Source organism: Streptomyces lacaronensis, assembly GCF_047337785.1.
Taxonomy (GTDB): domain Bacteria; phylum Actinomycetota; class Actinomycetes; order Streptomycetales; family Streptomycetaceae; genus Streptomyces; species Streptomyces lycopersici.
Window position 1 is genome coordinate 10215798 of record NZ_JBLHDK010000003.1, and the last position, 25616, is coordinate 10241413.

The window sequence follows — 25616 nt, forward strand, 5'->3', positions numbered from 1 at the left end:
TCACCTCCGGTCGGGACGACATCTCTCAAGGGGACTTGGGCTGATCGGGCCGGAGGTCGCACCCGCGGGATTCGCGGACGATCAGCGCGCACACCAGCCCGACGAGTGCCGCGCCCGCCCAGATGGAGGCGATCGGCCAGGAGGCGCCGTCGGCCGCGCTGACCAGGGCGCCCGCCACGAGCGGCACGAACCCCGCCACCACGCCGCCGAGTTGATAGCCGATCGAGGTACCGGTGTAGCGGACCTCCGCGGGGAACAGCTCCGCGTACATCGCCGCCGTGGGCGCGTACATCCCCGCGTGTGCCACGGCGAGCGCGAGCAGCATGGCCAGCCAGGTGAGCCCGGTCTGCCCGGTGGCCAGCAGCCAGAAGAACGGGAAGGCGAGCACGGCCGCGAATCCGGCGGAGCCCAGGAACACGGGGCGCCGGCCCCAGCGGTCCGACAGCGCGCCGAAGCAGGGCACCGCCAGCCCCTCGGCCAACGCCGCGATGAGCATCCCGGTCAGCAGCACACCCCGCGACAGATCGAGATGGGAGGAGCCGTAGGCCAGCACGAAGACCGAGACGATGTAGAAGGGGACACCGGCCGAGATATACATGCCGACGGTGAGGGCGATCGCCTTCCAGTGGTGGCGGAACGCCTCCATGGCCGGCATCTTGCGCGCCTGCCCCGACGCCTTCACCTGGGCGAACGTCTGGGTCTCGGTGATACGCGAGCGGAGGAACAGCCCGACCCCGATCAGCACGACGCTGAGCAGGAAGGGGATGCGCCAGCCCCAGGCGAGGAGGTCGTCATCGGGCAGCGTGGAGACCACCGCGAACACGGTCGACGACAGCACCAGCCCCAGCGGCACCCCCATCTGCGGCAGGCTCCCGTAGAACCCCCGCCGGTCGCGCGGCGAGGACTCCACGACCATCGTCACCGCGCCGCCCCACTCGCCACCGACGGCGAACCCCTGGAGGAAGCGCAGCGTGACCAGCAGGATGGGCGCCCAGAGGCCGATGGTCTGGTAGCCCGGCAGCAGGCCGACGACGACGGTCGCCGCGCCCATCAGGAACAGCGTGAGCATGAGGGCGTGTCGGCGCCCCACGCGGTCCCCGAAGTGACCGAAGATCACTCCGCCGAGCGGGCGGGCGAGGAAGCCGACCGCGAAGGTGCCGAACGCGGCCAGGGTGCCGGCCGTCGGTGAGAAGTCGGGGAAGAACTCCGTGCCGAAGACCAGCGCCGCGGCGAGGCCGTAGACGTAGAAGTCGTACCACTCGATCGTGGTGCCGATCATTCCGGCCAGCGCCGTTCTGCGGATGGCCGCCCGGGATGCCTGGTGATGTCCTTCGGCTCTGGCGTCGGGTGCCGCGTCGGTGACGGGGATATGGCTCATGCGGGTGCGCTGCTCTCGTCTTGGGGAGTCGGGTGAACCCTCCGGCGGGGTCAGAGGCCTGGCACCTGGGGTCAGAGGGTTGGCACCATGCCGCCGTCACAGCGGAGGGCGGTGCCCGTGATGTACGCGGCCTGGGTGCTGCACAGAAACGCGGCGGCGGCGCCGAACTCATCGGGTTCGCCGTAGCGCCCGGCCGGGATCGTGGCCTTGGACGCGGCCTCGATCTCGTCCAGCGGTTGGCCGGTGCGCTGGGCGGCGGCCTCGTCGATCTGCCGGGCCCGTGGGGTGGCGATGCGTCCGGGCAGCAGGGAGTTGACCGTCACGCCCTGTGCGGCCACCTCGGTGGCGAGCGTTTTGAGGTACCCGGCGAGCGCCGCCCGTCCGAGGTTGGACAGCGAGAGGTTCGGTAGGGGCGCCTGCACACTCGTCGAGCTGATGCTCAGGATGCGGCCCCAGCCCTTCTCGACCATGGCCGGCAGGGCGCCCCGCACCAGGATCTCCTGGGGGGTGACCAGCGTGGCGATGGCCTGCGCGACCCCGGCGGTGTCGGTGGCGCGAGCCGGTCCGGGCGCGGGGCCCGGCCCGTTCAGTACGAGGATGTCGAGGTCGCCGACGGCCTCGCGGGCGGCCGTGAGAAGCCGCTCGGCGCCGCCGTCCGCGACCAGGTCACAGCCCACGCCGACCGCGCCCGGCAGCTCGCCCGCCACCTCCTTGGCGCGCTCGGCCGACCGGCCGGTGACCACGACGTTGACCCCTTCTTCCGCCAGGGCTCGGGCGGTCGCCCGGCCGAGGCCGGATGTGGATGCGCAGATGAGAGCGGCTTTGCCTGCCAGACCGAGTCGCATGGCACCTTTCCTTTTCGGCTTGCCCGTCTGAAATCTAAGACGCCGTCTTATATGCAAACCAGATGGTGCCCATGGGGGAGTGATGCGTCAAGGCTTGACGCATGCCGAAGTCGGGAGTCAGACTCCGATTTCTCGGACCGCGTCCAATATCTCGTCACTGTCGAACGGCCATTGACCCCCGTACATCGAGAGGCAGGACCGTGACCGTCACCCAGCCCCCAGTGCCGTCCGCAGCTCCGAAGCGGCCTCGCGTGGCGCGGCAGCGACCCCGGTGGTCCGAGCTCCGCGAGGTTCTGCGAGTACGCCGGCCGACCCTCAACCCGGTCGAGCGACGACTCGGGGCCGCGCTGAGCATCCGCGATCTCCGCAGGGTGGCGGTGCGTACGACTCCGCGCGCGGTGTTCGACTACGTGGACGGCGCGGCCGACGCGGAGCTGACCGCGCGGCGGAACAGGGCGGCCTTCGCGGCGGTCGAACTCGTGCCGGAGTATCTGTCGCCGGTCGACCATCCGGACCTGTCCACGCGGGTGTTCGACCGGCAGATCGCGATGCCGCTGATCTTCGCGCCGACCGGATACACCCGGATGATGCACCACGAGGGCGAGGCGGCGGTCGCGCGCGTGGCCGCCCGCCACGGCCTGCCGTACACGCTGTCCACCGTGGGCACCTCGACCGTCGAGGACGTCGCCGCGGCGGCTCCCGGCGGCGAACACTGGTTCCAGCTCTATCTGACCCGTAACGAGCGCCTCAACGCGGAGCTCCTCGACCGCGCGCTCGCGGCCGGATTCACCACCGTGGTCCTCACCGTGGACACCCCCGTGGCCGGCCGCCGCCCCAAGGACATGCGCAACGGCCTCACGATCCCGCCGTCGCTCACCCTGCGGACGCTGTTCGGCATGGCCCGCTACCCGTCCTGGGTGCTCAACAAGCTGACCACGGCCCCGATCACGTTCGCGTCGCTGCGCAGCATGACCGGCGAGACCAATGTGATCGACGCCGTACGGGTGGCCGACGTGGTCTTCGAACCGACGCTGGACTACGACCATCTGGCGTGGCTGCGCGCCAACTGGCCGCATCGGCTGCTGGTCAAGGGCGTCCTCAGCCCGCGCGACGCACGCCGCGCCGTCGAGACGGGCGCGGACGGTGTGGTCGTTTCCAACCACGGCGGACGGCAGCTCGACCGCACCCCGGCCACCCTCACGGTGCTGCCCGGGATACGCGAGGAGCTCGGCCCCGACGCCACGGTGATCCTCGACAGCGGTGTCACCCACGGCCAGGACATCCTCGCCGCGCGGGCGCTCGGGGCGGACGCCGTCATGATCGGCCGCGCCTACCTGTACGGCCTGATGGCCGGTGGTGAGCGGGGCGTGGAGCGCGCGGTCACGATCCTGCGCGAGGAGTACTCACGCAGCCTCCAGCTGCTCGGGCTGAACGCGAGCGACGCCATCGCGCGGCACCACGTGCGGATGCCGTGAGCGGTCGTATGAGGTGAGCTGCCGTATGCCGTGAGCGGTGCGGGAACGGGAGAGGGCCCGCCGGGGGAGGCGGGCCCTCTGGCCGATCCCGGCTCAGGAGACCCGCTGGGGAACGCTCAGCGGGTTCGCGTCGCGCAGTGCGGGCTGCCGAGTTCACCGAAGAACGGAATGGGCTCCGGACGGCCGCTTGCGACGCGAACGGGAAGTTGCTCGCGGAGAAGACGACGACCGGGCCGAGCGGTTCGAGCACCCGGCGCAGATCGGGCCGCGGGCCCATCGGCCACGCGGGGTCGGCACGGACGATCGTCGCCCCGAGGTATTCGCCCCGCGTCACCGTCTCGGCGAAGAGCCGGAGCTGGAACACCGTGCGGACCATCTCGTTGCGCAGCCGGGTCTCCCCGAGGGATGTCTCCTCGTCCGCGATGGCCACGAGCTTCGGTGCGGCCTCTTCGAGGGCGGACGCGATGGCCTCGAGAAACGGGGCGCGGTCGGCCGGCTCGAGGCGGCTCCACTGCACGGTTGCATGCGTCGGCGCCTCGTTCAACGTGCTTGACGGCCGCCGAGACGGGCTCACATACTCAACCGGTAAGACAGCGTCTGAAGTTTCGTACACGGTGGACAGAGTGAGGCGTGGCTCCATGAAGGCAGCAGTACTGCACCGGCCCGGTGCGCCGTTGACCGTCGAGGACGTCGACCTCGACGCCCCCGGACCGGGCGAGGTCACCCTCCGTGTGCTCGCCGCCGGGGTGTGCCACAGCGATCTGCACTACATGAACGGCGACCTCGACGTCCGCCTGCCCGCGGTGCTCGGACACGAGGGGACGGGCGTCGTGGAGCGGGTGGGGGAGGGGGTGACCCGGGTCCGCCCCGGCGACACCGTCGTCACGTTGTGGCGCCCCCGGTGCGGCGACTGTGAGTTCTGCACCACCGGCCGCCCCGCCCTGTGCGCGCTGGGCCGGGTGCAGACGGCCTCCGGCGGTCTGCTCGACGGGACGTCACGGCTGAATCTGAACGGCGAGAAGCTGCACCACCTCATGGGAGTCTCCTGCTTCGCCGAGCGATGCGTCGTGTCCGAACGGTCGGTCCTCACGATCGATCCGGACGTTCCGCCGGAGATCGCGGCGATCACCGGATGTGCCGTGGTGACCGGGGCCGGCGCCGCGCTGAACGTCATGAAGGACGCCACCGGAGAGGGCGTCGTGGTCATCGGTGCCGGTGGCGTCGGGCTGAGCGCGGTGATGGGGCTGCGCCTCGTCGGCGCCGATCCGATCGTCGCGGTCGACACGGTGGACGCCAAGCTGGAGAAGGCACGTGAGCTGGGCGCCACCCACGCGGTCAACGTCCGCACGCACGGCCTCGTCGAAGAGCTCACCAGGATCTCGCCACGTCCGATGGCCTGGTCGCTGGACGCGGTCGGCAGGCCCGAGACGCTCGCCCGGGCGGTCGAGGTCGTGGGCGTCGGCGGGACCGCCGTCGCCGTCGGCCTCGGCAAGGTGGGCGCCACCGCGGCTGTGCCCGTCAACCCCCTGGTGCAGCAGGAGAAGCGGCTGATCGGCAGTCTCTACGGCTCGGCCAACACGCCGGTCGACATCCCCAAGCTGGTCGAGCTCTTCAAGACCGGCCGACTGCCGCTCGACAAGCTGCTCGGTGAGCGGTACGAGCTGTCGGCGGTCAACGAGGCGTACGCGGCGCTGGCTCAGGGGGCCACCGGCCGTGCGGTGATCGTTCCCGGACCTGAGCTGTGAGTGCGGACCGGCTCATGGACGGAACCGGTGGTAGGGGAGATCGATGAACGAGGAACCGGTCGCGGAACTGGGCCGACGGCTGTGGCACGCGGGCAACGGAGCCGCTGCCGTTGACTCGGCCGCGGTGGACCCGGCCGCGGTGGACCCGGCCCTGGCCGAACTCGCCGCCACGCTGACGATCGGCTCCCGCACGGTGCCGGGGAGCGCGGCCGCCGTCATGGGCGACCCCGCCGAGGCGGTGGCATGGCTCGCCCGGCATCTGCTGAGGGGTGGAAGGCGGCTGGAGGCCGGGGAAATCGTCCTGAGCGGCACCCTGTGTGCCCCGACGGCGATCAGCCCTGGCGATCGCCTGGTGGCCGACCTCGGTGAGCTGGGCCGGATCGCCCTCGACGTCAACTGACCGCCAGGGGCTGGGGCCGGGACGCACGCGGCCCCAGCCCCCGTCCGCGAGGGGCGTCAGCGCATCACACGGTCCGCGGTGAGGACGCGGGGCGTCTCGGCCAGCAGGGCGCGCAGCCGGTCCGCGGACAGCGGGGCGCCCGGGTCCGCGGGGGGCCGGGTCTCGAACGGGGCGCCGGACCTGATCTCCTCGCCCATCTTGGCCATGGCGGCCTTCAGCGCTTCGCTGTCGGCGAAGTAGGGCACCGCATAGGCGGCGGTCTCCGGCTCGAAGCGCCAGCTCTCGGCCAGGGGGCCGACGTCGACGGTGTCGAAGCCCAGCCGGTCGATCAGGGCGGCGGCGCTCGCCCTCGCCTCCGGGTCGTCGCCGGCGATCGGCAGGGCGGTGCGGTCGGGGGCTCCGGTGGAACGGGCGAGCGCCGGTATCTGCCCGTCGCCGATGTTGTTGAACGCCTTGACGAGCTTCGCGCCGGGCAGGTGCCGCTGGACGAGTTCGCTCGTCGTGGTCCTGCCCGAGTCGAGCTCCTCGAAGTCCCCGTCGCGGAACGGGTAGTAGTTGCTCGTGTCGAGCACGACCTTGCCCGCCAGCGCGGCGGCCGGGAGCTTGCGGTAGGCGGCCAGCGGGATGCTCACCACCACCCAGTCGCCCGCCCGGGCCGCCTCCTCCGGCGTCGCGGCCCGGGCGCGCTCCCCGAGCTCGGCGACCGTCTGAGCCAGGGTCTCGGGCCCGCGGGAATTGGACAGGACGACGTCGATGCCCGCCGCGATCGCGAGCCGGGCCAGTTTGGTGCCGATGTTGCCGCTGCCGATGAAGCCAAGCGTTGCCATGAAAGAGGTCTCCTCATCTGACGGACCTGTGGTCCGCGGGCGCTTCTGTCTCAGAGCCGGGCCCGGGTGGGAACGGGCATGCGGAGGCCGGGGCCTCGCGCACCACCGAACCGGAGTAACCGGAGTAACCGGAGTAACCGGAGCAGGTGCTCCTCTTGAAGGTAACACAACCGGAGCGCGTGCTCCGGAAACCCGCCTGTACGCTGAATCCCGTGACCAGCGCCGACCAGTCCACCCCCGAGCGGCCCCCCGCCAAGCGCGCCCGCCGCGCGGACGCCGAGCGCAACCGCGCCGCGATCCTCGAGGCGGCCGGTGCGGTCTTCGCCGAGCAGGGCTGCACCGTCGACGTCCGCGAGATCGCCCGGCGCAGCGGCGTCGGCATGGGCACGCTCTACCGCCACTTCCCGACCAAGGACGATCTGCTCGTCACCGTCCTGGAGCGGGAATTCACCTCCTGGCTCACCGCCGCCCACGAGGCGGCGGCCGCGACCGAGGACCCCTGGGAGGCCCTGACCGGCTTCTTCGAACAGGCCCTCGCCCACCAGGCCCGCAACCGGGCCCTCGTCGAGAGTCATACCGCCAGCGGCGCCCCCGCGCGCGTATGCGCCCGGCACCGCGACGCCTTCATCGACGAACTGCGCACCCGCTGTGCGGACGCCGGACTTCTGCGCGACGGGGTCACCACCGCCGACCTCGTCCTGCTCAGTGCCTCCCTGAGTCAGACCATCCAGGCGACCGGCGACAGCCATCCCGGCCAGTGGCGCCGCCTCCTGCGCATCTCCCTCGACGGCCTCCGCAGCCGCAACACCGAACCGCTGCCCGAGCCGGCGCCCGGCGCGGAGGCCGAGACATAGGCGTCTGATATTTTGGACGCCGTCCGCGGAAATGTCTTCCGCTGAAACGTGTGCTGGGAGGCCATCGTGGCGCGTGTCACCGCTCCGGCCCTTCGCCGGGGCCTGGACATCCTGGAACTGCTCATCGACCAGGATGAGGGGCTACGGGTTCCGGAGATCACCCAACACCTCGGCCTGCCCCGTGCCACCACGCACGAACTCGTCAACACACTGGCCGACCGGGGCTATGTGACGATCTCGAAGGAGACCGGACGCGTCGCGATGGGGCTCAGCGCCCTGCGTCTCGGCGCGGGCTACGAACGCGGGCTCGACCTCGCCACCGTGGGCCGGGAGTGCGCCGGCGAGGTGGCGCGGGCCTGTGGCGAAACGGTCCAGGTCGTCGTACGCGACGGCGGATTCGCCGTGTTCATCGTGCGCATCGACAGCAAGTACTCGGTCCGGCTGGTGTCCCAGGTGGGAAGCCGCCTGCCCGCCTCCTGCACCGCGGGTGGAAAGGCCCTGCTGAGCGCCCTCTCGGCCCGGGAACTCGATGAGCTGTTCCCGAATGACAAGGCGCTGCGGCAGATGACCTCCAACAGCATCTCCACCCGCAAGCGGCTCCTGTCCGAACTCGAAACGGCCCGCGAGCGCGGCTGGACCGAGGAGTACTGCGAGTCCAACGACCACGCGGCCTGCGTCGCCGCACCGGTGCACGACCGCCTGGGCAACTGCGTGGCGGCCATGAGCATCTCGGTGCCCACCCCGCGATGGGGTGACGCGGAAAAGGACCACTACGTCGAGCTGGTACTCAACGGAGCGAAGGCGATGGCACGACGCCTGGGAGCGAGCGTGCCGTCGTAACCACGCACCCGCGCACACGGTCACCGGACGGTCTGGTGGCGGCGGGTGCGGAAGTAGGCGCGGCTGCTGGGGGAGTGGAGGAGGGTTACGCCGGTGGCGGAGATGGCGATGGCGAGGATGGCGCGGACCGCGTAGTCCGGCTGGTAGACCCCGCCCGGGTCGGAGAGTCCGCGCATCGCGTGCGGGAGCAGATAGACGAGGAAGAGCGCGGCCGTCACCGTCGTGGTGACGCGGGCCGCGCGTCCGCCTTTGCGGAGGCGGAGGGCGGCGCCGATGGTGATGAAGAGGAGCAGGTACACGAACTGGGTCAGCTCCGGGTCGTTCACGGCGATGGTGGCACTGATGAATGCGGAGACGACCAGGAGCACGGCGGCCGCGGTGATGTGGCCGGGGCGCCGGCCCGGGGCCGGGTGCGGCCAGTGGTTCTCGTCCGGTGAGCCGGTCATCGTACCCTCCTTGTCCGCGGGTCCGGCGGCCGGGCGGCGGCCGTGCCGGGGTCGTGGCGGGCATCGTCCGTCCGGGGGTCCGGGACCCGTCCCGGCCCGGACGCGGCATTCAACTCGTACGCTTGTGGGGGCCGATGAGCCCCATGCGACGGGGTGTCCTCCCGCCACACGAGCCTGCTTCGGGACGGGTCCCGGAGGAGGGCGCGGACCCTGGTGGGTGTGCGTGTCCGCGCGCGTGCCGAGAATCGCCCGAACCGAGGAGACCGCCGATGCCCCTCTCCGCCAGCCTCGCGCGCGGAGTCGCGCCCAGCACCCCCGGCATGCTGCACGCCCGCACGGTGACCGGCGACCTCAGCGCCCCGCCCCGGCCGGGGCTGACGGTCCGCTTCGGGCGGGGTGAGAAACCGGATGTGGATCTGGGCGTCGGTGTGGACGACCTCCGGGTGAGCCGGCGCCACGGCGAGCTGACGTACCGCCAGGGGCAGTGGTGGCTGCGGAACACCGGGCGGCAGCTCGTCCGGCTGCCGCGCGGCACGATGATGCACCTCAGCACCGAGCCGATCCCGCTCGACACCGGCTACACCCCGCTGTTCGTCAAGGGCTCCGGCTACCGTGAGCACCTGGTCGAGCTGTATGTGGCGGGCCATGACGACCAGGGGCCGGTGTCACGGCGGCGCGCCGAGACGCTTCGGCCGGAGATCTGGCCGCTCGACGACGACGAACGGCTGCTGCTGGCCGTCCTGGGCCAGCGGTATCTGCTGTACGAGGAGGATCCGCGTCCCCTGACGTACGCCACGGCGGCCAAGCAGCTCATGTACCTCCGCCCGGGCGCGGGCTGGAACGAGCGCAAGATCGAGTACCGGGTCGAGGCCGTGCGCCGCCGTCTGCACGGCACCGGCTTCAGGTACCCGGTGATGCACGACAAGTCGCAGGGCCGCCCCGCCGACAACGGTCTGCTGCACAACCTGCTCAAGGGGCTGGTGGAGTCCACCACCCTCGTACCGCCCGATCTGGACCTCATCGAGGACGACGCCCTCTGGCCCGATCCCGCGCCGGAGTAGCCCGCGCCATTCGGCGCTGACTGCCCGTTTCCGGGACCCGTCCCGCGAACGGCGGCGAATCATGCCTGTCGCCGAACGAAGTCGCCGAACGAACAGGAAGGGACACACCCCCATGAGGTGCATGCGCATCGTCGTCCTCGCGGGCAGCACCGTGGCCGCCACGACGGCCGCCCTCGCGCTCCCGGCGCAGGCCGACATTCAAACCCGCCACCAGACCCCGGCCGCGCAGTGCCAGTACCCCGCCGACGTCCTCGATCTGACCAACTGGAAGCTGACCCTGCCCACCGGCGAGGACGAGGACCCGACCGAGATCACACAGCCCGATCTCGCCACCTTCTCCGCCAAGCCCTGGTTCCAGGTCACCGGGGACTGCGACGCGGTCCAGTTCCGGTCCTCCGTCAACGGCGTGACGACGGGCGGCTCCAGCTACCCGCGCGCCGAGCTGCGGGAGATGACCGACGAAGGGGAGGAGGAGGCGAGCTGGTCGACCAGCGAGGGAACCCACACCCTCGTGGTCAAGGAGGCGTTCACCGCGCTCCCCAAGGAGAAGCCGCACCTGGTCGGCGCCCAGATCCACGGCGGGGACGACGATGTCACGGTCTTCCGCCTCGAAGGCAGCAAGCTCTACATCACCGACGGCGACGACGCCCACCACCACCTCGTCACCGACGACTACAAGCTGGGCACCGAGTTCGAGGCCAAGTTCGTGGCGCGGAACGGGAAGATCGACGCTTATTACAACGGGGAGCGTGAGACTACGATCTCCTCCGACGGCGACACCAACTACTTCAAGGCGGGGGCCTACACCCAGGCCAACTGCGACAACTCGGACCCCTGCGACGACGACAACTACGGCGAGGTCCACATATCCAGCCTCAAGGTCACCCACTCCTGACCAGGGGGGACGCGGTGCCGGGTCCCACCCGTCGCGGGGAGGTCCGGCACCGGCGCGACACACAAACGCGCCGCGCCGATGGCATGTGACGGTGGCGCCTGCCCCCGTCGCATGTGCTCCCGCAACACCGCAACCTCCACAAAGGTGAAGATTTCTGGAGTGGCGGGTGAATTCCCTTCTCAACCGGCCAGGTCCCACGCGCCTCCGGCGTGAACCGAGCCCCGCGCCGCCCTCACGAACGCCGCAACCGGTACGTGTCTTTCCGTGTACGCAGTAAGTTCGATCCGCGTGCGGTAACGGCAGACAGCGGTTCTGGTCTCGTAGGAGGGGAGTGTCGTCGTGCGGCGGGGGGAGAAGGTCGGCAAGTACCGGCTCACCAAGGGGCCCGTCGAGGGAGGGAGAGGCGCGGTCTGGTTCGCCGTCGACACGGAGCTGGGCCGGTCCGTCGTCCTCAAGCGGGCCCTGCTCGAGGACAACAGCCAGGCCGACTTCGACGAGCTGTTGGCCGAAGCCCGCGCTCTGGCGAAGTTCAGCCACCCGAACGTGGTCACTCTCTACGACGCCGTCCGCGCGGGCAAGGGCAGGAACGCCACGTTCTGGCTGGTGATGGAGCATGTGACCGGCGGAAGCCTGGACGTCCCGGTGAAAATGGCCCCCGAGCTCGCGGCACATATCGGCGCACAGATCGCGGCCGCGCTGGCGGCCCTGCACGACAAGGGCATCGTGCACTGCGACGTCAAGCCCGGCAATATCGTGATCACCCCCGACAGGGTCGCCAAGCTGACCGACTTCGGCGCCGCGTACCGGGTGGACGGCAGTGAGACGATCACGCCCAACGGGCCGGTCAGCCTCACCCCGTTCTTCGCCGCCCCCGAGGCGTTCCGGGGCGCGCCCGAGCGTGCGTCCGACGTGTTCTCGCTCGGTGCCACGATGTACTGGCTGGTGACCGGGACCCCGCCGATGCGCGGCGCCGGGCGGGCGGTCCGGATGGAGGCCATCAGCCCCCAGGTCGGGCCGCTCGGAGCCATCCTCACCGCGATGCTCCAGCGCGACCCCGGGGCCCGGCCCACGGCCGCCCAGGCGCTCGCCGCCCTCGCGGACATCGCGGGGCCCCCGGACCAGTTCCCGGTCCTCCCGATGGCCCCGTCGACCACGCCGTACACGGACGTCCTGACGCGTAGCGAGGTCCCGGCGGGAGGGGTGCCGCGCCGCACGGCGACGCTGGTCCGGCGGCGCCCTTTTCTCCTGGCCGGCGCCGCCGCCTTCACGGCGCTCGCCATCGCCGTTCCGTTCATCGTGATGAGCCTGGGGGACGAAGACGGGGACAAGGCCACCCCGGCACCGGGCAAAACGGCCGCCGCGGGCTTCATCGGCGACCCCCGCACGGCCGATCCCTGTGCCTTGCTGAGGGCCGGCGTGTTCGATCGGTACGAAGTGGCCGAACTGAAGCGTGATGAGGGCAACTTCAATCGCTGCGACGTCAACCTGAAGGAGCGCGACGAGGAGGTCGTGGATGTCAGGGTGGAGCTCGACGCCGATTCGCTGCCCGAGGCCGTGACGAGGAAGACCAAGGGCAGGGTCACCGTTGTGGAGCACGCTGCCGAGGGCGACGAGTGCGTGCGGGCCATCGCGGTGAACGGTGCTCGCGACAACAGCCTTCGGATCACCGCGGTCGCGAGACGGCCTGCGGAGATCAAGGAGCCGCTGTGCGACACCGCGGATGTCGCCACACGATTCGCGGTCAATGTGCTCAACCGTGGTGAGATTCCCCGGCGTTCCCGGGGCTTCCCGTCCAATTCGCTGGCGCACCAGGACGCGTGCACGCTTCTGGGCGCCAAGACGCTGGAGAAGGTGCCCGGCATCGACGCCCGGGACCCGGACGTCGGATTCGGTCGCTGGGACTGCCAGTGGAAGAGCACCACCAGCGAGTACGAGGTGGACTTGCGCTTCGACCAAGGCGACCTGCCCAGCGACGAGAACACCCGGTCGACCAGGCTCGGCGATCACCAGGCCATTGTTATGCCGGAGGACGAGGGCCCGGGGAGCTGCCGTGTCGAGGTGGTCTACCGTGACTACACGGGCCTCGACCGGGTGAAGGGCACCGAGCGGGTGGTCCTCGTCCTCAAGGGGGCGGGCCGCAAGGGACGGCCCTGCGAACTGGCGACCGACCTTGCCGGGTCGGCCGCCGCCGCGCTGCCACCTGCCTGAACTGCCGCCGTGGGGCCGCCTGCCTGAGCCGCCGGCCCGTGTGAGTCCGCGGCGACGACGAGTCCGTTGTCGCTTTCGAGCCTGTGGAGTTCCGGTCAGTCCGTGGAGTCGGGCCCGGTCCGCTCGGTCGCGAGCAGATGAATGAGCAGCAGCACGATCCCGGAGATCAGGAAGACGCGGGTGGCGGCCTCCAGCCCGTTCCACTGCTTGGACTGCCACATGGCGAACCACTCGCCACCGATGGCGATGAACCCGGCGCCGAACAGCAGCATCAGCATCAACAGCCCCACGGTGCTGGCCTGGCGGGCGCGGCGGACGCTGCCTCCGCGCAGTCCCACGCCCCACATGGCCGTCGCGGCGAGGAGGACCAGGGCGGCGACGCTCTCCCAGACGATGATGGCGACGTAGGCGGTGTCCTGGAGCGCGGTGGACTTGATGGCCCGCCACATCAGGTCGTCGTCCTTGAACGTGGTGTCCATCGCCAGGACATGGCGGACGAATTGCTGATTGGAGTCGAAGTCGGTGATGTTGCCGAGGGCGACAAGCGCGATGTAGAGGGCGATCGTCCCGGTGAGCACCCCCGATACGGCGGAGTAGGTACGAGGGGAACGTATTCTGCCGGTGCGCTCGCTCACGATGACTCTGTCTCCCCGTTGTATTCGGTTGATCGGACCGAGCCGTAGCGTACAACTGTCTGGATCACAGCGGTCATGGACGCCGTAGGTGATGCGCTGTTGTGCCCTCCGGGCGGAGGTCCCGGAGGGCGCGACGTGGTCTTTGCCGGAGCGTCAGCCGGTGAAGGTCAGCGAGGCGAGGACGCTGTGAGGTCGGGGGTGGCGATCTCGCCGGACGGCGGGACCGCCACGCCCCGAACCCCAGCAACGCAAAATCGCAGGGCGGTGACAAGGAAAGCGAGAGAAGTCACCCGTTCGGCTCAGCGGGCCCGGTGGCGGGGAGACGCAGGTCACATCCGTCCATGTCACAGGGGACCGGGCTGCCTCGTCTCGGGGGTGTAGCCACTGACAACCACGGAGGAGCACACCATGGACGCGCGACTGAACTACTCCGCCAGCCCCACCGCGGGCAAGGTCCTCAAGCCCGTCATGGCGGCGGGCAAGGCGGTCAAGGACTCGCCGCTGCCGCCCGCCACGCAGGAGCTGGTGGCGCTGCGCGTGAGCCAGATCAACGGCTGCGCCGTCTGCCTCGACATGCACACCAAGGAGGCCGCCGCGGCCGGTGAGACCGCCGTGCGGCTCAACCTGGTGGCGGCGTGGCGGGAGGCCACTGTCTTCACCGACGCCGAGCGTGCCGCGCTGGAGCTGGCGGAAGAGGGGACCCGGGTCGCGGACGCGGCCGGTGGCGTCGGCGACGAGGTGTGGGCGAACGCCGCCAAGCACTACGACGCGGAGCAGCTCACCGCCCTGGTGATCCTGGTCTCCTTCATGAATATGGCGAACCGGTTGAATGTCATCACCCAGCAGCCGGCGGGCGACTACCGGGTCGGGCAGTTCCATTGATCGGTGCCAGTCCGGCCGGCCGGTCGTTGAGGGGGGGAATCGGCGTGAGCGAGGTCGAGGAGTTCGAGGAGCTGCGGCCACTGCTGTTCTCGATCGCCTACCGGATCCTGGGCAGTGTGAGCGAGGCCGAGGACGCGGTGCAGGACACATGGCTGCGCTTCGACGGCTCGGCCACCCGGCCCACGTCCACCAAGGCATATCTGTCGGCCACGGTGACCCGCGTCTCGATCGACGTGCTGCGCTCCGCGCGGGTGCGACGGGAGGAATACGTGGGCCCGTGGTTCCCCGAGCCGCTGCTCAGCGACCCGTACCAGGATCCGGCCCGGGCGGTGGAGCTGGCCGACTCGGTGTCGATGGCGGCGCTGCTGCTCCTGGAGCGGCTCAGCCCGCTGGAGCGGGCGGTGTTCGTACTGCGGGAGGTGTTCGGCTTCGGATTCGACGAGATCGCCACGGCGGTGGAACGGTCGGAGACGGCATGCCGGCAGCTGCTGGTGCGGGCGCGGCGCCACATGCGGGCCGGACGGCCCCGGTTCGCGGCGGACCGGCAGGAGCGGCAGGAGCTGGCCACCCGGTTCTTCGACGCGCTGAAGGACGGCGACGTGGGCGGGCTGCGGAAGCTGCTGGCCGCCGATGTGCGGCTGGTCGGGGACGGTGGCGGCAAGGCCCCGCAGCTGGCCAGGGCCGTCATGGGCGCGGAGAACGTGGCGCGGTTGCTGGGCGGTGTCTTCCCCTGGCTGCTGCGGATCGATGTGTCGTTGGAGCCGCACGAGGTCAACGGCCAGCCCGGCGCGATCGTCCGCGACCGGGACGGCAAGGTGCTCCACACCCTGGCCCTCGATGTGCTCGACGGGCAGATCCAGACCATCCGCACGGTGGTCAACCCCGACAAGCTCGGCCACCTCGGGCCGGTCGGCGACGCCTGGGCCGTGGACCGAGAGGTGAAGCGGGCCCGTCGGCGGCCGAACTGACCGTGGGACGTGGCGGCTCGACGCTCTTGGTAGTCTCGGGGAGCCAGTCGTGCCACATCCGAGGCCAGGGAATCCGGTGCGAATCCGGAACTGACGCGCAGCGGTGAGGGGGACGGGCGGGGCATGTGACACCACTGGGAGGAGTCCGCGGCGGCCGTGGGGCCGTCGCGAACGAGCACCGGGAAGGGGCCCCGTCCGGACGAGCCCGAGTCCGAAGACCTGCTGGCACCTCCGCGCCCGGTGTGCGGAGGACGTCCGTAGGCCAGGCTCCGCGTACGAGCCCCGACCACCGAGGCTGCCCGTGCTCCGCTCCGCCCGCCGTACCGCGGCGTTCCTGCTCGCCCCCGCTCTTCTGCTCACCGCGTGCGGTGGCTCCGGCCATGACGACGCCGGCGCCGGAAGGCCCGCCGGTGCGGGCTATCCGCGCACGATCGACAACTGCGGCCACAAGGTCACCTTGAAGTCCGCCCCGAAGCGGGCCCTGTCGCTCAACCAGGGCAGCACGGAGATCCTGCTCTCGCTCGGCCTCGCCGACCGCATGGCAGCCACCGCCACCTGGACCGACCCGGTGATGAAGGGCCTGGAGAAGGCCAATGCCACGGTGCCCCGTCTGGCCGACAACGCGCCGTCCTTCGAGAAGTCCCTGGACGCCGAACCCGACTTCGTCACCGCCTCGTTCGTCTCCACCCTCGGCAAGGGCGGCGTGGCCACCCGCGAGCAGTTCGAGAAGCTGGGCGTGCCCACGTATGTCTCGCCGTCCGACTGCGCGGCGGGCAGGGACGCCGACAGCGGTGGCGACGGCTCCCGCGGCAAGCCCCTCACGCTTGATGCGGTGTACGGCGAAATAAGCGACCTTGCCCACGCGTTCGGTGTCGACGAGCGCGGTGAGAGGCTCGTCGCGCGGCTGAAGGAGCGCGTCCGCAGGGCCACGGAGGGAGTGGACGCCTCCGGTGTCTCCCTCATGTACTGGTTCGCCAACTCCCAGTCGCCGTACCTCGCCGGCTGCTGTGGCGCGCCGGGTGCCATCACCCGGGCCGTCGGGGCGGAGAACGCCTTCTCCGACACCCACGACGAGTGGCCGCAGATCAACTGGGAGACCGTGGCCGACCGCGACCCGGACGTCATCGTCCTCGGCGACCTCACGCGCAGGCAGCAGACCGCGGAGACCGCCAGGGCCAAGACGCGCTTCCTCGAGACCAACGCCGCCACCCGCGATCTCACCGCCGTGCGGAAGAAGCGGTACATCCTGCTGAGCGGGCAGGCCATGAACCCGTCCCTCCGTACGGTCGAAGGGGTGGAGCAGGTCGCCGCCGGGCTGCGCGACTTCGGGCTCGCCAAGTGAGTACTCGAAAGGTGAGCACCCGCCGCGCGGGTACCCGCCTCCTGAGCACCCGCCTCCTGAGCACCCGCCTCCTGCTGCTGGTCGCGGGCGGGCCGGCCGCGCTGCTCGCGTCGGTCGCGTTCGCCGTGACCACCGGCCCGGCCGACATCTCCACCGCCGACGTATGGGCGGCGGTCACCGCCCATCTGGGCCTGGGGGAGAGCACCTTGCCGCCGCTTCGGGATGGCATCGTGTGGAACCTGCGCATGCCGCGCACACTGCTCGCCGCGGTGTGCGGGGCGGGTCTGGCCCTCTGCGGGGCCGTGATGCAGTCCCTGCTGCGCAATCCACTGGCCGATCCCTTCGTGCTCGGGGTGTCCTCGGGTGCCTCCACGGGCGCCGTCACCGTGGTCGTGCTCGGCGTGGGCGGCGGGGCCGTGTCCCTGTCGGCGGGCGCGTTCACCGGTGCGTTGCTGTCGTTCGGCCTGGTGCTGGTACTCAGCCACAGCCTCGGCGGCAGCACCGACCGCGTGGTGCTGTCCGGAGTGGCCGCCATGCAGCTGTTCTCCGCGCTGACCTCGTTCATCGTCCTCACCTCCGCGGACGCCGACACCACCCGGGCCGTGCTGTTCTGGCTCCTCGGCTCGCTCACCGGCGCCGGATGGGGCGATGTACTGCTGTGTGCCGGCGTCCTGGCCGCCGTCCTCGTGGTCTGTCTCGGCCACGCCCGCACCCTGGACGCGTTCGCCTTCGGGGAGGAGGCCGCGGCGGCGCTCGGTGTCCGGGTGGCCCGTACCCGGCTCGTCCTGCTGTGCGCGACCGCGCTGCTCACCGCGACCCTGGTCAGCTCCGCCGGGGCCATCGGCTTCGTCGGCCTGGTCCTCCCGCATGCCACCCGCGCCCTCACCGGCTCCGGCCACGCCCGTCTGCTGCCGGTCACCGCACTGGCCGGGGCCGTCTTCCTGGTGTGGGTGGACACCGCCGCCCGCACCGTCATCGACCCCCAGGAGGTCCCGGTGGGCGTGGTGACGTCCCTCATCGGCGTACCGGCCTTCGTCGCCGTGCTCTACCGCGGCCGGAGGAAGACATGACCGACTCCACAGCGGAAACCCCCGGCATGGAGTCCGCCGCCACTCCGGAAGCGGCGTCCGGGCTCCGCGCGGACCGCGTCAGCCGCCGCACCGACGGCCGGCTGATCGTCGACGGCGTCACCCTCACCCTGCGCCCCGGCGAGACGGTGGGCCTGCTCGGCCCCAACGGCTCCGGGAAGTCAACCCTGTTGCGGCTGCTCGCCGGGATCCTCGCGCCCTCCGCCGGAGTGGTCACCCTGGACGGCCGTGCCCTGCCACAAGTCGGCCGCCGTGCCACGGCCCGCCGTATCGCCACCGTCGAACAGCACGCCCACACCCAGACCGAACTGACCGTCCGCGAGGTGGTGGGCCTCGGCCGCATCCCGCACCGGCGCGCCTGGGCGTCGGCCTCCACCGCGGACACCCGGGCCGTCGACGCGGCCCTGGAGCGCAGCGGACTGACCGACCGGGCCGGTCAGTCGTGGCACACCCTCTCCGGTGGCGAGCGTCAGCGCACCCAGATCGCCCGGGCCCTCGCCCAGGAACCGCGTGAGCTGCTGCTCGACGAGCCGACCAACCACCTCGACATCCAGCACCAGCTCGATCTGCTCGACCTCGTCGTCGGCCTGCCGATCGCCACCGTGATCGCCCTCCACGACCTCAACCTCGCCGCGATGTACTGCGACCGCCTGCTGGTCCTCCGCGAGGGACATGTCGTGGCCGAAGGCACTCCCGGCGATGTGCTGACCCCGTCCTTGATCAAGCGGGTCTACGGCGTCCGGGCCGATGTCACCCACGATCCGGGCCACCCGGTCATCCGCTTCCTGCGCCGGACAGCGAAGCCGCCGATGGGCGATGGGCGAGCCGCCCCCGCCGCGTCACCCGGGCGAATCGGCCGGTCCTGGGGCCAGGTGTTGCGCGAGAGAGGCGACACCTGCTAATCATTTAAGACGTGTCGTCGTGGAGGAGGGCGGGCCATGGGTGCGCACCAGGGATCGGTCGTGCTTCGGCAGCCGCATCGCCCTCGGGCCATCGGCTTCCTGGGCCTGGAGACGGTCGGTGAATGGGCCGTGAAGGTGTACGGCATCAGCGCGTGGTCCGATGTGCCGCGCCCCGCGCTGGTGGCCGCGACCGTGGAGGCCGCGGCCTCGGCGCTGCCCGGCCCCGCCCGGTCGGACAGCCGCTATGGCATCGGCTTCGCCATCGCGCATGACGCGGCCGACCGCTGTTTCGCGCTGGTGGACTGGTGGCACGGGGAGAACGAGATCCATCAGCGGCTCTTCTCGGCGCCCCTGGAGCAGCCGGACGCGCTGACACCGCACCCCGGTGAGGCCATCGGCTGCGTCTGGGAGCTGGCCGTCACCGACTTCGAACGCCGGGCATGGCTGCGCCATGTGCTCGCCAACCCCGACGGCCCGAACACGGATGCCTATCTCACCGCTCGCTTCGCAGGAAGGGTCTAGTTCATGGGGATGACACTGGAACGGCTGGCGGGCTTCGGCGAGGCATGGCGGCGGAAGGATCTGGACCTGCTGATGGAGTTCATGACGGACGACTGTGTGTTCCGCGCGTCAGTCGGCCCGGAGCCGGGCCTGACCTTCCGCGGCCGGGCCGAAGTGCGCAAGGGCTTTGAGCTGATGCTCGCCTATGACGCGGGGCTCGAGTCGCGGCCCGGCGGAGTGGCCTTCATCGCCGGGGACCGGGGCGCTTGCCAGTGGTCCTACACCGGTACCGATGCCGATGGCCAGGCCCACGAGGTGCACGGCTGTGACATGTTTGAGTTCGACGGCGATCGGATCCGGGTGAAGGACGCCTACCGGCGCGTTCACGGAGACATCGGTCATGCTGCCACCGACTAGGGCCGAGGACGTCGAGGGCCTCCCGGCGGGCATCGCCCTGCTCCATCACTTCGCCAACACCGAGGACCGCCGGGGATTCGTCGCGCACGGGCGGCGCCTCACGGGGCGCGACGCGCTCGCCACGCCCGTCGATCTGGAGCGCTGGCTGCGGGAGCACGACCTGCTCGTGGGCGACGCCCCCGAGACCAAGGCCCATCAGGGCCACCTGACCAGAGCCCACGAACTGCGCACGGCGCTGCGGGCCGCGCTGCGCCAGGACGCGGACGGTGACGGCCAGGGTGGCGATGCCGCGGTCGGCTACTCCTTCCACGTCACACTGACCGCGGGCCACGGCGCCCACCTGACCATCGCCGCCGACCCCGTGGACACCGCCCTCGCGCACATCGTCATGTCCGCGCTGACCGCCACGGTGAATGGGACCTGGTATCGGCTCAGGATGTGTCCGGCCCCCGACTGCCAGTGGGTCTTCTACGACAACTCCCGCCCGGGCCGGGCCAAATGGTGCTCACCCCAGCTGTGCGGCAACCGCGTGAAGACGCAGGCGTATCGCCGCCGCCAATCGACCTGAATCGCCTCGCGGGCGAAGCCCGCTTGTAGGGTACGTGGCATGCCGGATGCCCCGCCCCGACCCGAGCCGTTCACCCCGCGGACCGACCCCGCCGCCCTCGATGACCTCCGCGCGCGGCTGCGCGCGACCCGCTGGCCGGATGCGCCCGAGGACGCCGGGTGGGCGCTCGGGACCGACCTCGCCTACCTCCGTGAGCTCGTCGCCTACTGGGCGGACGGGTTCGACTGGGCGGCGCAGGAGGCGGCGCTCGCCCGGCTGCCCAGGTTCCGGGTCCGGCTCGGCGGCCTCGGGATCCACTTCGCCCACATCAAGGCCGCCGCCCCGGCCGGGCCCGCCCTGCCGCTGGTGCTCAGCCACGGCTGGCCGGACTCGTTCTGGCGCTATACGAAGGTCATCCCGCACCTCACCGACCCCGGTGCGTACGGCGCCGACCCCGCCGACGCGTTCGACGTGGTCGTGCCCGACGCCCCGGGCTACGGGTACTCCGACCGGCCCACCGGCCCGCCGCCCGACTCCATCGCCGTCGCCGGGCTGTGGGCCGAGCTGATGGACATCCTCGGCTATGAGCGGTTCGGCGCGGCGGGCGGGGACATCGGCAGCCATGTGAGCCGCTACCTCGCGCTCGACCACCCCGACCGGGTGGCGGCCGTGCACCGCATGGACGGCGGCCTGCCCGTCTTCACCGGCGACCCGGCGGATCTCACGCCCGAGGAGCGCGCCTGGTTCGAGGGCGTCACGGGCTGGGGCGCGGCCGAGGGCGCGTACGCCGCCATGCACCGCACCAAGCCGCAGACCGCCGCGGTCGGGCTCACCGACTCACCGGCCGGGCTGGCCGCGTGGATCGTCGAGAAGCTCCGGGGGTGGAGCGACTGCGACGGTGACATCGAGCGGAGCTTCACCAAGGACGAGATCCTCACCAACGTCACGCTCTACTGGCTCACGGGCACGATCGGCTCCTCGATGCGCATGTACCACGCCAACGCCGCCATCCCGCCCGCGCAGCACGCCCGCCGGGTCGAGGTGCCGTCCGGCTTCTCGCTCTTCCGCGGCGATATCGTCCGCCCGCCGCGGGCGTGGCTGGAGCGCACCACGAATCTCGTACGGGTGACCGAGCCCGAGCGCGGCGGGCACTTCGCACCGTTCGAGGAGCCCGAGCTCTACGCGGAGGAGCTGCGCGCCTTCTTCCGTCCCTACCGGGCGGCGGCGACGGGCTGACACCCGGTTCCCGCTCCCACCCCTCAGGGCACGGGGGCCGGAGCACGCGTCGGGGTCCAGCGCAGATGAACGGCCTGGTCGGCGGGGTCGGGCCGGAGCAGTGACAGCCGGGGCCGTACGGCGTCGGTGCGCGCGGCGGGGGGCTTGCGGCCGCCCGCGCCGAACTGCACCGGCCATGCGGCGCCCGTGCCCCGGTACTCCTGCTCGGCCGCCGCGTGCAGGGTCCAGTGCGGGTCGTACAGATGGGTGCGGCCCACGGCGCACAGATCGGCGCGCCCCGCCAGCAGCAGCGAGTTGACGTCGTCGTACGAGGCGATCGCGCCCACCGCGATGACCGCGGCCCCGGTGGCGGCGGCCACCTCGTGGCGGATGCGGTCGGCGAACGGGGTCTGGTAGGAGCGGCCGAAGGCGGGGCGTTCTTCCCTGGTGACCTGGCCTGAGGAGACATCGATGGCGTCCGCGCCGTGGGCGATGAACGCGCGGGCGATCTCCACGGCGTCATGCTCGGTGTTGCCGTCCGGCACCCAGTCGGTGGCGGAGATGCGCACGATCACCGGCCGTTCCGCGGGCCATGCCTCCCGCACGGCGTCGAAGACCTCCAGCGGGAAGCGCAGCCGGTTCTCCAGCGGGCCGCCGTACGCGTCGGTGCGGTGGTTGGCGATCGGGGAGAGGAAAGAGGACAGCAAGTAGCCGTGTGCGCAGTGCAGTTCGAGCAGATCGAACCCCGCCTCCGCGCCCCGGCCGGCGGCGGCCACGAAGTCCGCGGCGATCCGGCCCATATCGGCGCGGGTGAGCTCGCGCGGCACGGCGGAGCCGGCGCCGTACGGCAGCGGGGACGGTCCGACGACCTCCCAGTTGCCTTGCGGCAGCGGGTCGTCCATGCCCTCCCACATCAGCCGGGTCGAGCCCTTGCGGCCCGAGTGGCCGAGCTGGAGTCCGATGCGGGCGGTGCTCCGCTCATGGACGAAGGAGACGATCCGCCGCCAGGAATCGCCCTGCTCGCCGTTCCACAGCCCGGTGCAGCCGGGGGTGATGCGACCCTCGGGCGAGACACACACCATCTCGGTCATCACCAGTCCGGCGCCACCCATGGCCTTGGAGCCGAGGTGGACGAGGTGGAAGTCGCCGGGCACGCCGTCGACGGCGGAGTACATGTCCATCGGGGATACGATCACGCGGTTCTTGAGCTCCAACTCGCCCAGCCGGTAGGGCTGGAACATCGCCGGTGCCACGTCGTCGAGGCCCTGCGCGGCGGCGAAGGCGATGTCGACCCGGTCGGCGAACTCCGGGTCGCGAGTGCGCAGGTTGTCATAGGTGATGCGGCGCGAGCGGGTCAGCAGATTGAAGCAGAACTGGGTCGGTTCCTGGTGGACGTACATCCCGATGTTCTCGAACCACTCGAGCGAGCCCTGCGCCGCCCGCTGGGTGGACTCCACGACCGGGCGCCGCTCGGTCTCGTACGCCGTCAACGCGCCTTCGATATGGGGGTGTTCATGCAGACAGGCGGCGAGGGCGAGTGCGTCCTCCATGGCCAGCTTGGTGCCCGAGCCGATGGAGAAGTGCGCGGTGTGGGCGGCGTCTCCGATGAGCACGAGGTTGCCGTGGTGCCAGCGCTCGTTGCGTACGGTCGTGAAGTTCAGCCACTTGGAGTTGTTGGCGAACACCTGGTGGCCGTCGAGTTCGTCGGCGAAGAGCTCGCGGACGCGGGCGACGGCGTGCTCGTCGGAGGCGCCCGGCGCGAAGTCGGCCCCCTCGGTGGCGTCGAAGCCCGCCCGTCGCCAGACGTCCTCGTGCATCTCGACGATGAAGGTGGATCCGGTGGCGGAGTAGGGGTAGCCGTGGACTTGTACGACGCCCCATTCCGTCTGCTTGACGAAGAACTGGAACGCCTCGAAGACGAGATCCGTGCCGAGCCACATGTACTTGCTGTGCCGACGGTCCAGGGAGGGGCGGAAGACCTCAGCGTGGGCGGCCCGTACGAGGGAGTTGACGCCATCGGCCCCCACCACCAGGTCGTACGACCCGCGCAGCCGCTCGGTGTCCGGGGCGGGGGTGGAGAAGTGCAGGGTGACGCCGAGGTCGTGGCAGCGCTCCTGGAGCAGGCGGAGCAGTTCCTTGCGGCTCATGGCGGCGAAGCCCTGGCCGCCGACGGTGTGGCTCTCGCCCCGGTAGTGGATGTCGATGTCGGTCCAGCGGGCGAAGCGCCTGGCCATGTCCTGGGCGATGGTGGTGTCGGCGTTCTCGATGCCGCCGAGCGTCTCGTCGGAGAAGACGACGCCGAAGCCGAAGGTGTCGTCGGGGGCGTTGCGCTCCCAGACGGTGATGTCGTGGGCGGGGTCGAGCTGTTTCATCAGGGCCGCGAAGTACAGCCCGCCGGGACCGCCGCCGATGATGGCGATTTTCAAGAGGGCTCCTCTCAACTCTCGGCGACGGCCTCGGCGGAGGCCTGCTCGTCTTCGATGATCCTGCGGAGTGCGAAGCGCTGCAGTTTTCCGCTGGTGTTGCGTGGCAGGGCGCCGTGGAAGCGGACCTCGCGCGGGTATTTGTAGGGCGCCAGGACCTGTTTGACGTGGTCCTGGATCTCCTTCGCCTTGGCCGCGTCGCCGGGCACGCCGTCCCGCAGCACCACGAAGGCGCACACGATCGAGCCGCGCTCGGCGTCGGGGCGGGCCACCACGGCGGATTCCACGACGTCCGGGTGGGTGTCGATGGCGGCCTCCACCTCGGGGCCGCCGATGTTGTATCCGGAGGAGACGATCATGCTGTCGCTGCGGGCGTGGTAGTGGAAGTAGCCGTCTTCGTCCCGGTGGAAGATGTCACCGGTGATGTTCCAGCCCTCCAGGACGTAGTCCCGCTGGCGTTCGCCGCCCAGATAGCGGCAGCCGACCGGGCCGATGACCCCGAGTCTGCCCGGCTCTCCGGGGCCGAGTTCCGTGCCGTCGGGGCCGAGTACGGTGGCGCGGTAGCCGGGGACCGCCTTGCCCGTGGCGCCGGGCCGGATGTCGTCTCCGGCGGCGGAGATGAAGATGTGCAGCAGCTCGGTGGCGCCTATGCCGTCGACGATCCTCAGGCCTGTGCGTGTCCGCAGCTCCTGCCGGGTGGCGCTGGGTATGTGCTCGCCCGCGGACACGCCGATGCGCAGCCCGGCCAGCCGCCGCTCGGCGCCCTCGCGCAGGATCGCCCGGTAGGCGGTGGGCGCGGTGGCCAGGGCGGTGACGCCGTGCCGCTCCACCAGCTCCGCGAGCTGCGGCGGAGCGGCGGACTCCGTCAGCAGGGCGCAGGCTCCGGCCCGCAGCGGGAAGACGACCAGCATGCCGAGGCCGAAGGTGAAGGCCAGGGGCGCGGTGCAGGCCACCAGGTCGTCCGGGACCAGGCCCAGGGTGTGGCGGCCGAAGGTGTTGTCGATCGACAGGATGTCCCGGTGGAAATGCATGGTGATCTTGGGCGCGCCGGTGGATCCGGAGGTGGGACCGAGCAGCGCCACATCGTCGGCCGCGGTGTCCACGCTGGTGAACTCACCGGACTTGGCCACGGCCCTGGCCACCAGATCCTCGGGGCCGGTGGAGCCGTGCTCCACCACCGTCAATCCGGGCAGCACGGTGTCCCGGACCGTGCGGACGTCATCGGCGAACCGGTGGTCCACCAGGGCGATCGACGGCAGGGTGCGCTCGGCTACCGGGGCGAGCTCCCGGGTGCGCAGGGCGGCCATCGTGGTCACCACCACGCCACCGGCCTTGAGGACGCCGAGCCAGGCCGCCACGGTCCAGGGGGTGTTGGGCGAGCGCAGCAGGACGCGCCGCCCCGGCACCAGGCCCAGGTCCTCGGTGAGCACCTGGGCCACCTGATTGGCGCGGACGCGCAGTTCGCCGTAGGTCCACACCTCACCGGACGGGGTGCGCAGGGCGGGGCGGCCGGGGCCGAACAGCGCGGTGGGCGTGTCGATGAGCTCGGTGGCCGCGTTGAGCCGGTCCGGGTAGCGCAGTTCCGGCGTGGTGAATTCAAGGGTCGGCCACAGATGTGCGGGCGGCAGCTGATCGCGGGTGAAGGTGTCGAGGTGCGCCGAGGGCGAGAGGGGGAGCGGAAGAGTCACGGAAGAGTCCTTCCGGGAGCCCGCCGGGGAGAGC

The 25616-nt window shown here is 71.1% G+C and carries 25 protein-coding genes and 1 riboswitch; of the genes, 17 read left to right on the forward strand and 8 right to left on the reverse strand.

The genetic code is table 11. The features are described 5' to 3' along the window. Positions 1-25: 25 nt before the first annotated feature. Both ACMTAK_RS44210 and ACMTAK_RS44215 read right to left on the reverse strand, forming a co-directional pair. Entirely contained in the window at positions 26-1378 is a 1353-nt protein-coding gene (locus tag ACMTAK_RS44210) for an MFS transporter (RefSeq protein WP_413811376.1), read from the reverse strand. A gap of 71 nt (positions 1379-1449) precedes the next feature. Then, positions 1450-2223 (reverse strand): SDR family oxidoreductase, encoded by a 774-nt coding sequence (locus ACMTAK_RS44215; protein WP_413811377.1) that lies wholly within the window; start codon positions 2221-2223, stop codon positions 1450-1452. A 251-nt stretch (positions 2224-2474) separates the two neighbouring features. Between ACMTAK_RS44215 and ACMTAK_RS44220 the strand changes: the two genes are divergently transcribed. After that, positions 2475-3698, forward strand: a complete 1224-nt coding sequence (locus ACMTAK_RS44220) for an alpha-hydroxy acid oxidase (protein ID WP_413811378.1) — start codon at positions 2475-2477, stop codon at positions 3696-3698. On the opposite strand, the gene ACMTAK_RS44225 is transcribed toward ACMTAK_RS44220, so the two are convergent. Further along, positions 3604-4338 carry an aldehyde dehydrogenase family protein gene (locus ACMTAK_RS44225; RefSeq protein ID WP_413811379.1) on the reverse strand — a complete coding sequence of 245 codons (735 nt, stop codon included), beginning with the start codon at positions 4336-4338 and terminating at the stop codon, positions 3604-3606. The genes ACMTAK_RS44220 and ACMTAK_RS44225 overlap by 95 nt on opposite strands. On the opposite strand from ACMTAK_RS44225, the gene ACMTAK_RS44230 reads away from it, so the two are divergent. Together ACMTAK_RS44230 and ACMTAK_RS44235 are read left to right on the forward strand one after the other, a co-directional pair. Continuing rightward, positions 4337-5443 (forward strand): zinc-binding dehydrogenase, encoded by a 1107-nt coding sequence (locus ACMTAK_RS44230; RefSeq protein WP_413811380.1) that lies wholly within the window; start codon positions 4337-4339, stop codon positions 5441-5443. The genes ACMTAK_RS44225 and ACMTAK_RS44230 overlap by 2 nt on opposite strands. A 43-nt stretch (positions 5444-5486) precedes the next feature. Beyond that, positions 5487-5843, forward strand: coding sequence for a fumarylacetoacetate hydrolase family protein (locus ACMTAK_RS44235; protein ID WP_413811381.1), 357 nt, complete (start codon positions 5487-5489; stop codon positions 5841-5843). A 56-nt stretch (positions 5844-5899) separates the two neighbouring features. Here the strand turns inward: ACMTAK_RS44235 and ACMTAK_RS44240 are convergent, their stop codons facing one another. Continuing rightward, positions 5900-6670 carry an NADPH-dependent F420 reductase gene (locus tag ACMTAK_RS44240; RefSeq protein ID WP_413811382.1) on the reverse strand — a complete coding sequence of 257 codons (771 nt, stop codon included), beginning with the start codon at positions 6668-6670 and terminating at the stop codon, positions 5900-5902. 212 nt (positions 6671-6882) lie between these two features. On the opposite strand from ACMTAK_RS44240, the gene ACMTAK_RS44245 reads away from it, so the two are divergent. Further along, positions 6883-7524, forward strand: a complete 642-nt coding sequence (locus tag ACMTAK_RS44245; protein ID WP_413811383.1) for a TetR/AcrR family transcriptional regulator — start codon at positions 6883-6885, stop codon at positions 7522-7524. A 66-nt stretch (positions 7525-7590) separates the two neighbouring features. Beyond that, positions 7591-8364, forward strand: a complete 774-nt coding sequence (locus ACMTAK_RS44250) for an IclR family transcriptional regulator (RefSeq protein ID WP_413811384.1) — start codon at positions 7591-7593, stop codon at positions 8362-8364. 20 nt (positions 8365-8384) lie between these two features. On the opposite strand, the gene ACMTAK_RS44255 is transcribed toward ACMTAK_RS44250, so the two are convergent. Next, positions 8385-8810, reverse strand: a complete 426-nt coding sequence (locus ACMTAK_RS44255; protein WP_413811385.1) for a hypothetical protein — start codon at positions 8808-8810, stop codon at positions 8385-8387. 269 nt (positions 8811-9079) lie between these two features. On the opposite strand from ACMTAK_RS44255, the gene ACMTAK_RS44260 reads away from it, so the two are divergent. The 3 genes from ACMTAK_RS44260 to ACMTAK_RS44270 all read left to right on the forward strand — a co-directional run bounded on the left by ACMTAK_RS44260 (position 9080) and on the right by ACMTAK_RS44270 (position 12974). After that, positions 9080-9871: an FHA domain-containing protein gene (locus ACMTAK_RS44260; RefSeq protein WP_413811386.1), complete on the forward strand. Its 792-nt coding sequence runs from the start codon at positions 9080-9082 to the stop codon at positions 9869-9871. 121 nt (positions 9872-9992) lie between these two features. Beyond that, positions 9993-10766 carry a polysaccharide lyase family 7 protein gene (locus tag ACMTAK_RS44265; RefSeq protein ID WP_413811387.1) on the forward strand — a complete coding sequence of 258 codons (774 nt, stop codon included), beginning with the start codon at positions 9993-9995 and terminating at the stop codon, positions 10764-10766. Positions 10767-11105: 339 nt separating this feature from the next. Further along, positions 11106-12974 carry a serine/threonine-protein kinase gene (locus ACMTAK_RS44270; RefSeq protein ID WP_413811388.1) on the forward strand — a complete coding sequence of 623 codons (1869 nt, stop codon included), beginning with the start codon at positions 11106-11108 and terminating at the stop codon, positions 12972-12974. A 95-nt stretch (positions 12975-13069) separates the two neighbouring features. On the opposite strand, the gene ACMTAK_RS44275 is transcribed toward ACMTAK_RS44270, so the two are convergent. After that, a complete protein-coding gene (locus ACMTAK_RS44275) occupies positions 13070-13609 on the reverse strand; it encodes a DUF2165 domain-containing protein (protein ID WP_413811389.1) in 540 nt (179 codons plus the stop codon). Between the two features lie 408 nt (positions 13610-14017). On the opposite strand from ACMTAK_RS44275, the gene ACMTAK_RS44280 reads away from it, so the two are divergent. The 9 genes from ACMTAK_RS44280 to ACMTAK_RS44320 all read left to right on the forward strand — a co-directional run bounded on the left by ACMTAK_RS44280 (position 14018) and on the right by ACMTAK_RS44320 (position 21492). Next, on the forward strand, positions 14018-14491 hold the full coding sequence (locus ACMTAK_RS44280) for a carboxymuconolactone decarboxylase family protein (RefSeq protein WP_413811390.1): 474 nt from the start codon (positions 14018-14020) through the stop codon (positions 14489-14491). A gap of 44 nt (positions 14492-14535) precedes the next feature. After that, complete coding sequence (locus ACMTAK_RS44285; protein ID WP_413811391.1) at positions 14536-15459, forward strand: RNA polymerase sigma-70 factor; 924 nt, start codon at positions 14536-14538, stop codon at positions 15457-15459. 27 nt (positions 15460-15486) lie between these two features. Next, positions 15487-15700: riboswitch (cobalamin riboswitch) on the forward strand. A gap of 60 nt (positions 15701-15760) precedes the next feature. Beyond that, a complete protein-coding gene (locus ACMTAK_RS44290) occupies positions 15761-16801 on the forward strand; it encodes an ABC transporter substrate-binding protein (RefSeq protein WP_461773833.1) in 1041 nt (346 codons plus the stop codon). Between the two features lie 56 nt (positions 16802-16857). Continuing rightward, complete coding sequence (locus ACMTAK_RS44295) at positions 16858-17871, forward strand: FecCD family ABC transporter permease (RefSeq protein ID WP_413813178.1); 1014 nt, start codon at positions 16858-16860, stop codon at positions 17869-17871. Positions 17872-17897: 26 nt separating this feature from the next. Then, entirely contained in the window at positions 17898-18791 is an 894-nt protein-coding gene (locus tag ACMTAK_RS44300; protein WP_413813179.1) for an ABC transporter ATP-binding protein, read from the forward strand. A 36-nt stretch (positions 18792-18827) separates the two neighbouring features. Next, the gene (locus tag ACMTAK_RS44305) at positions 18828-19313 is read left to right on the forward strand and encodes a hypothetical protein (protein ID WP_413811392.1); all 486 of its coding nucleotides are present in this window, start codon (positions 18828-18830) and stop codon (positions 19311-19313) included. A 3-nt stretch (positions 19314-19316) separates the two neighbouring features. Further along, entirely contained in the window at positions 19317-19709 is a 393-nt protein-coding gene (locus ACMTAK_RS44310) for a nuclear transport factor 2 family protein (RefSeq protein ID WP_413811393.1), read from the forward strand. After that, the gene (locus tag ACMTAK_RS44315) at positions 19693-20277 is read left to right on the forward strand and encodes a CGNR zinc finger domain-containing protein (RefSeq protein WP_413811394.1); all 585 of its coding nucleotides are present in this window, start codon (positions 19693-19695) and stop codon (positions 20275-20277) included. Before ACMTAK_RS44310 ends, ACMTAK_RS44315 begins: the two co-directional genes overlap by 17 nt. Before the next feature lie 39 nt (positions 20278-20316). Next, entirely contained in the window at positions 20317-21492 is a 1176-nt protein-coding gene (locus ACMTAK_RS44320) for an epoxide hydrolase family protein (protein WP_413811395.1), read from the forward strand. A 23-nt stretch (positions 21493-21515) separates the two neighbouring features. Here the strand turns inward: ACMTAK_RS44320 and ACMTAK_RS44325 are convergent, their stop codons facing one another. Together ACMTAK_RS44325 and ACMTAK_RS44330 are read right to left on the reverse strand one after the other, a co-directional pair. Beyond that, positions 21516-23897, reverse strand: a complete 2382-nt coding sequence (locus tag ACMTAK_RS44325; protein WP_413811396.1) for a bifunctional salicylyl-CoA 5-hydroxylase/oxidoreductase — start codon at positions 23895-23897, stop codon at positions 21516-21518. An 11-nt stretch (positions 23898-23908) separates the two neighbouring features. After that, positions 23909-25582: an AMP-binding protein gene (locus ACMTAK_RS44330; RefSeq protein WP_413811397.1), complete on the reverse strand. Its 1674-nt coding sequence runs from the start codon at positions 25580-25582 to the stop codon at positions 23909-23911. Positions 25583-25616: the final 34 nt, after the last annotated feature.

Bases quoted from the DNA above. Each gene is read 5' to 3' on its own strand.
- ACMTAK_RS44210 (WP_413811376.1), bottom strand. From the start codon at position 1,378: ATGAGCCATATCCCCGTCACCGACGCGGCACCCGACGCCAGAGCCGAA.
- ACMTAK_RS44215 (WP_413811377.1), bottom strand. From the start codon at position 2,223: ATGCGACTCGGTCTGGCAGGCAAAGCCGCTCTCATCTGCGCATCCACA.
- ACMTAK_RS44230 (WP_413811380.1), top strand. From the start codon at position 4,337: ATGAAGGCAGCAGTACTGCACCGGCCCGGTGCGCCGTTGACCGTCGAG.
- ACMTAK_RS44225 (WP_413811379.1), bottom strand. From the start codon at position 4,338: ATGGAGCCACGCCTCACTCTGTCCACCGTGTACGAAACTTCAGACGCT.
- ACMTAK_RS44235 (WP_413811381.1), top strand. From the start codon at position 5,487: ATGAACGAGGAACCGGTCGCGGAACTGGGCCGACGGCTGTGGCACGCG.
- ACMTAK_RS44240 (WP_413811382.1), bottom strand. From the start codon at position 6,670: ATGGCAACGCTTGGCTTCATCGGCAGCGGCAACATCGGCACCAAACTG.
- ACMTAK_RS44255 (WP_413811385.1), bottom strand. From the start codon at position 8,810: ATGACCGGCTCACCGGACGAGAACCACTGGCCGCACCCGGCCCCGGGC.
- ACMTAK_RS44260 (WP_413811386.1), top strand. From the start codon at position 9,080: ATGCCCCTCTCCGCCAGCCTCGCGCGCGGAGTCGCGCCCAGCACCCCC.
- ACMTAK_RS44265 (WP_413811387.1), top strand. From the start codon at position 9,993: ATGCGCATCGTCGTCCTCGCGGGCAGCACCGTGGCCGCCACGACGGCC.
- ACMTAK_RS44280 (WP_413811390.1), top strand. From the start codon at position 14,018: ATGGACGCGCGACTGAACTACTCCGCCAGCCCCACCGCGGGCAAGGTC.
- ACMTAK_RS44300 (WP_413813179.1), top strand. From the start codon at position 17,898: ATGGAGTCCGCCGCCACTCCGGAAGCGGCGTCCGGGCTCCGCGCGGAC.
- ACMTAK_RS44305 (WP_413811392.1), top strand. From the start codon at position 18,828: ATGGGTGCGCACCAGGGATCGGTCGTGCTTCGGCAGCCGCATCGCCCT.
- ACMTAK_RS44310 (WP_413811393.1), top strand. From the start codon at position 19,317: ATGGGGATGACACTGGAACGGCTGGCGGGCTTCGGCGAGGCATGGCGG.
- ACMTAK_RS44315 (WP_413811394.1), top strand. From the start codon at position 19,693: ATGCTGCCACCGACTAGGGCCGAGGACGTCGAGGGCCTCCCGGCGGGC.
- ACMTAK_RS44320 (WP_413811395.1), top strand. From the start codon at position 20,317: ATGCCGGATGCCCCGCCCCGACCCGAGCCGTTCACCCCGCGGACCGAC.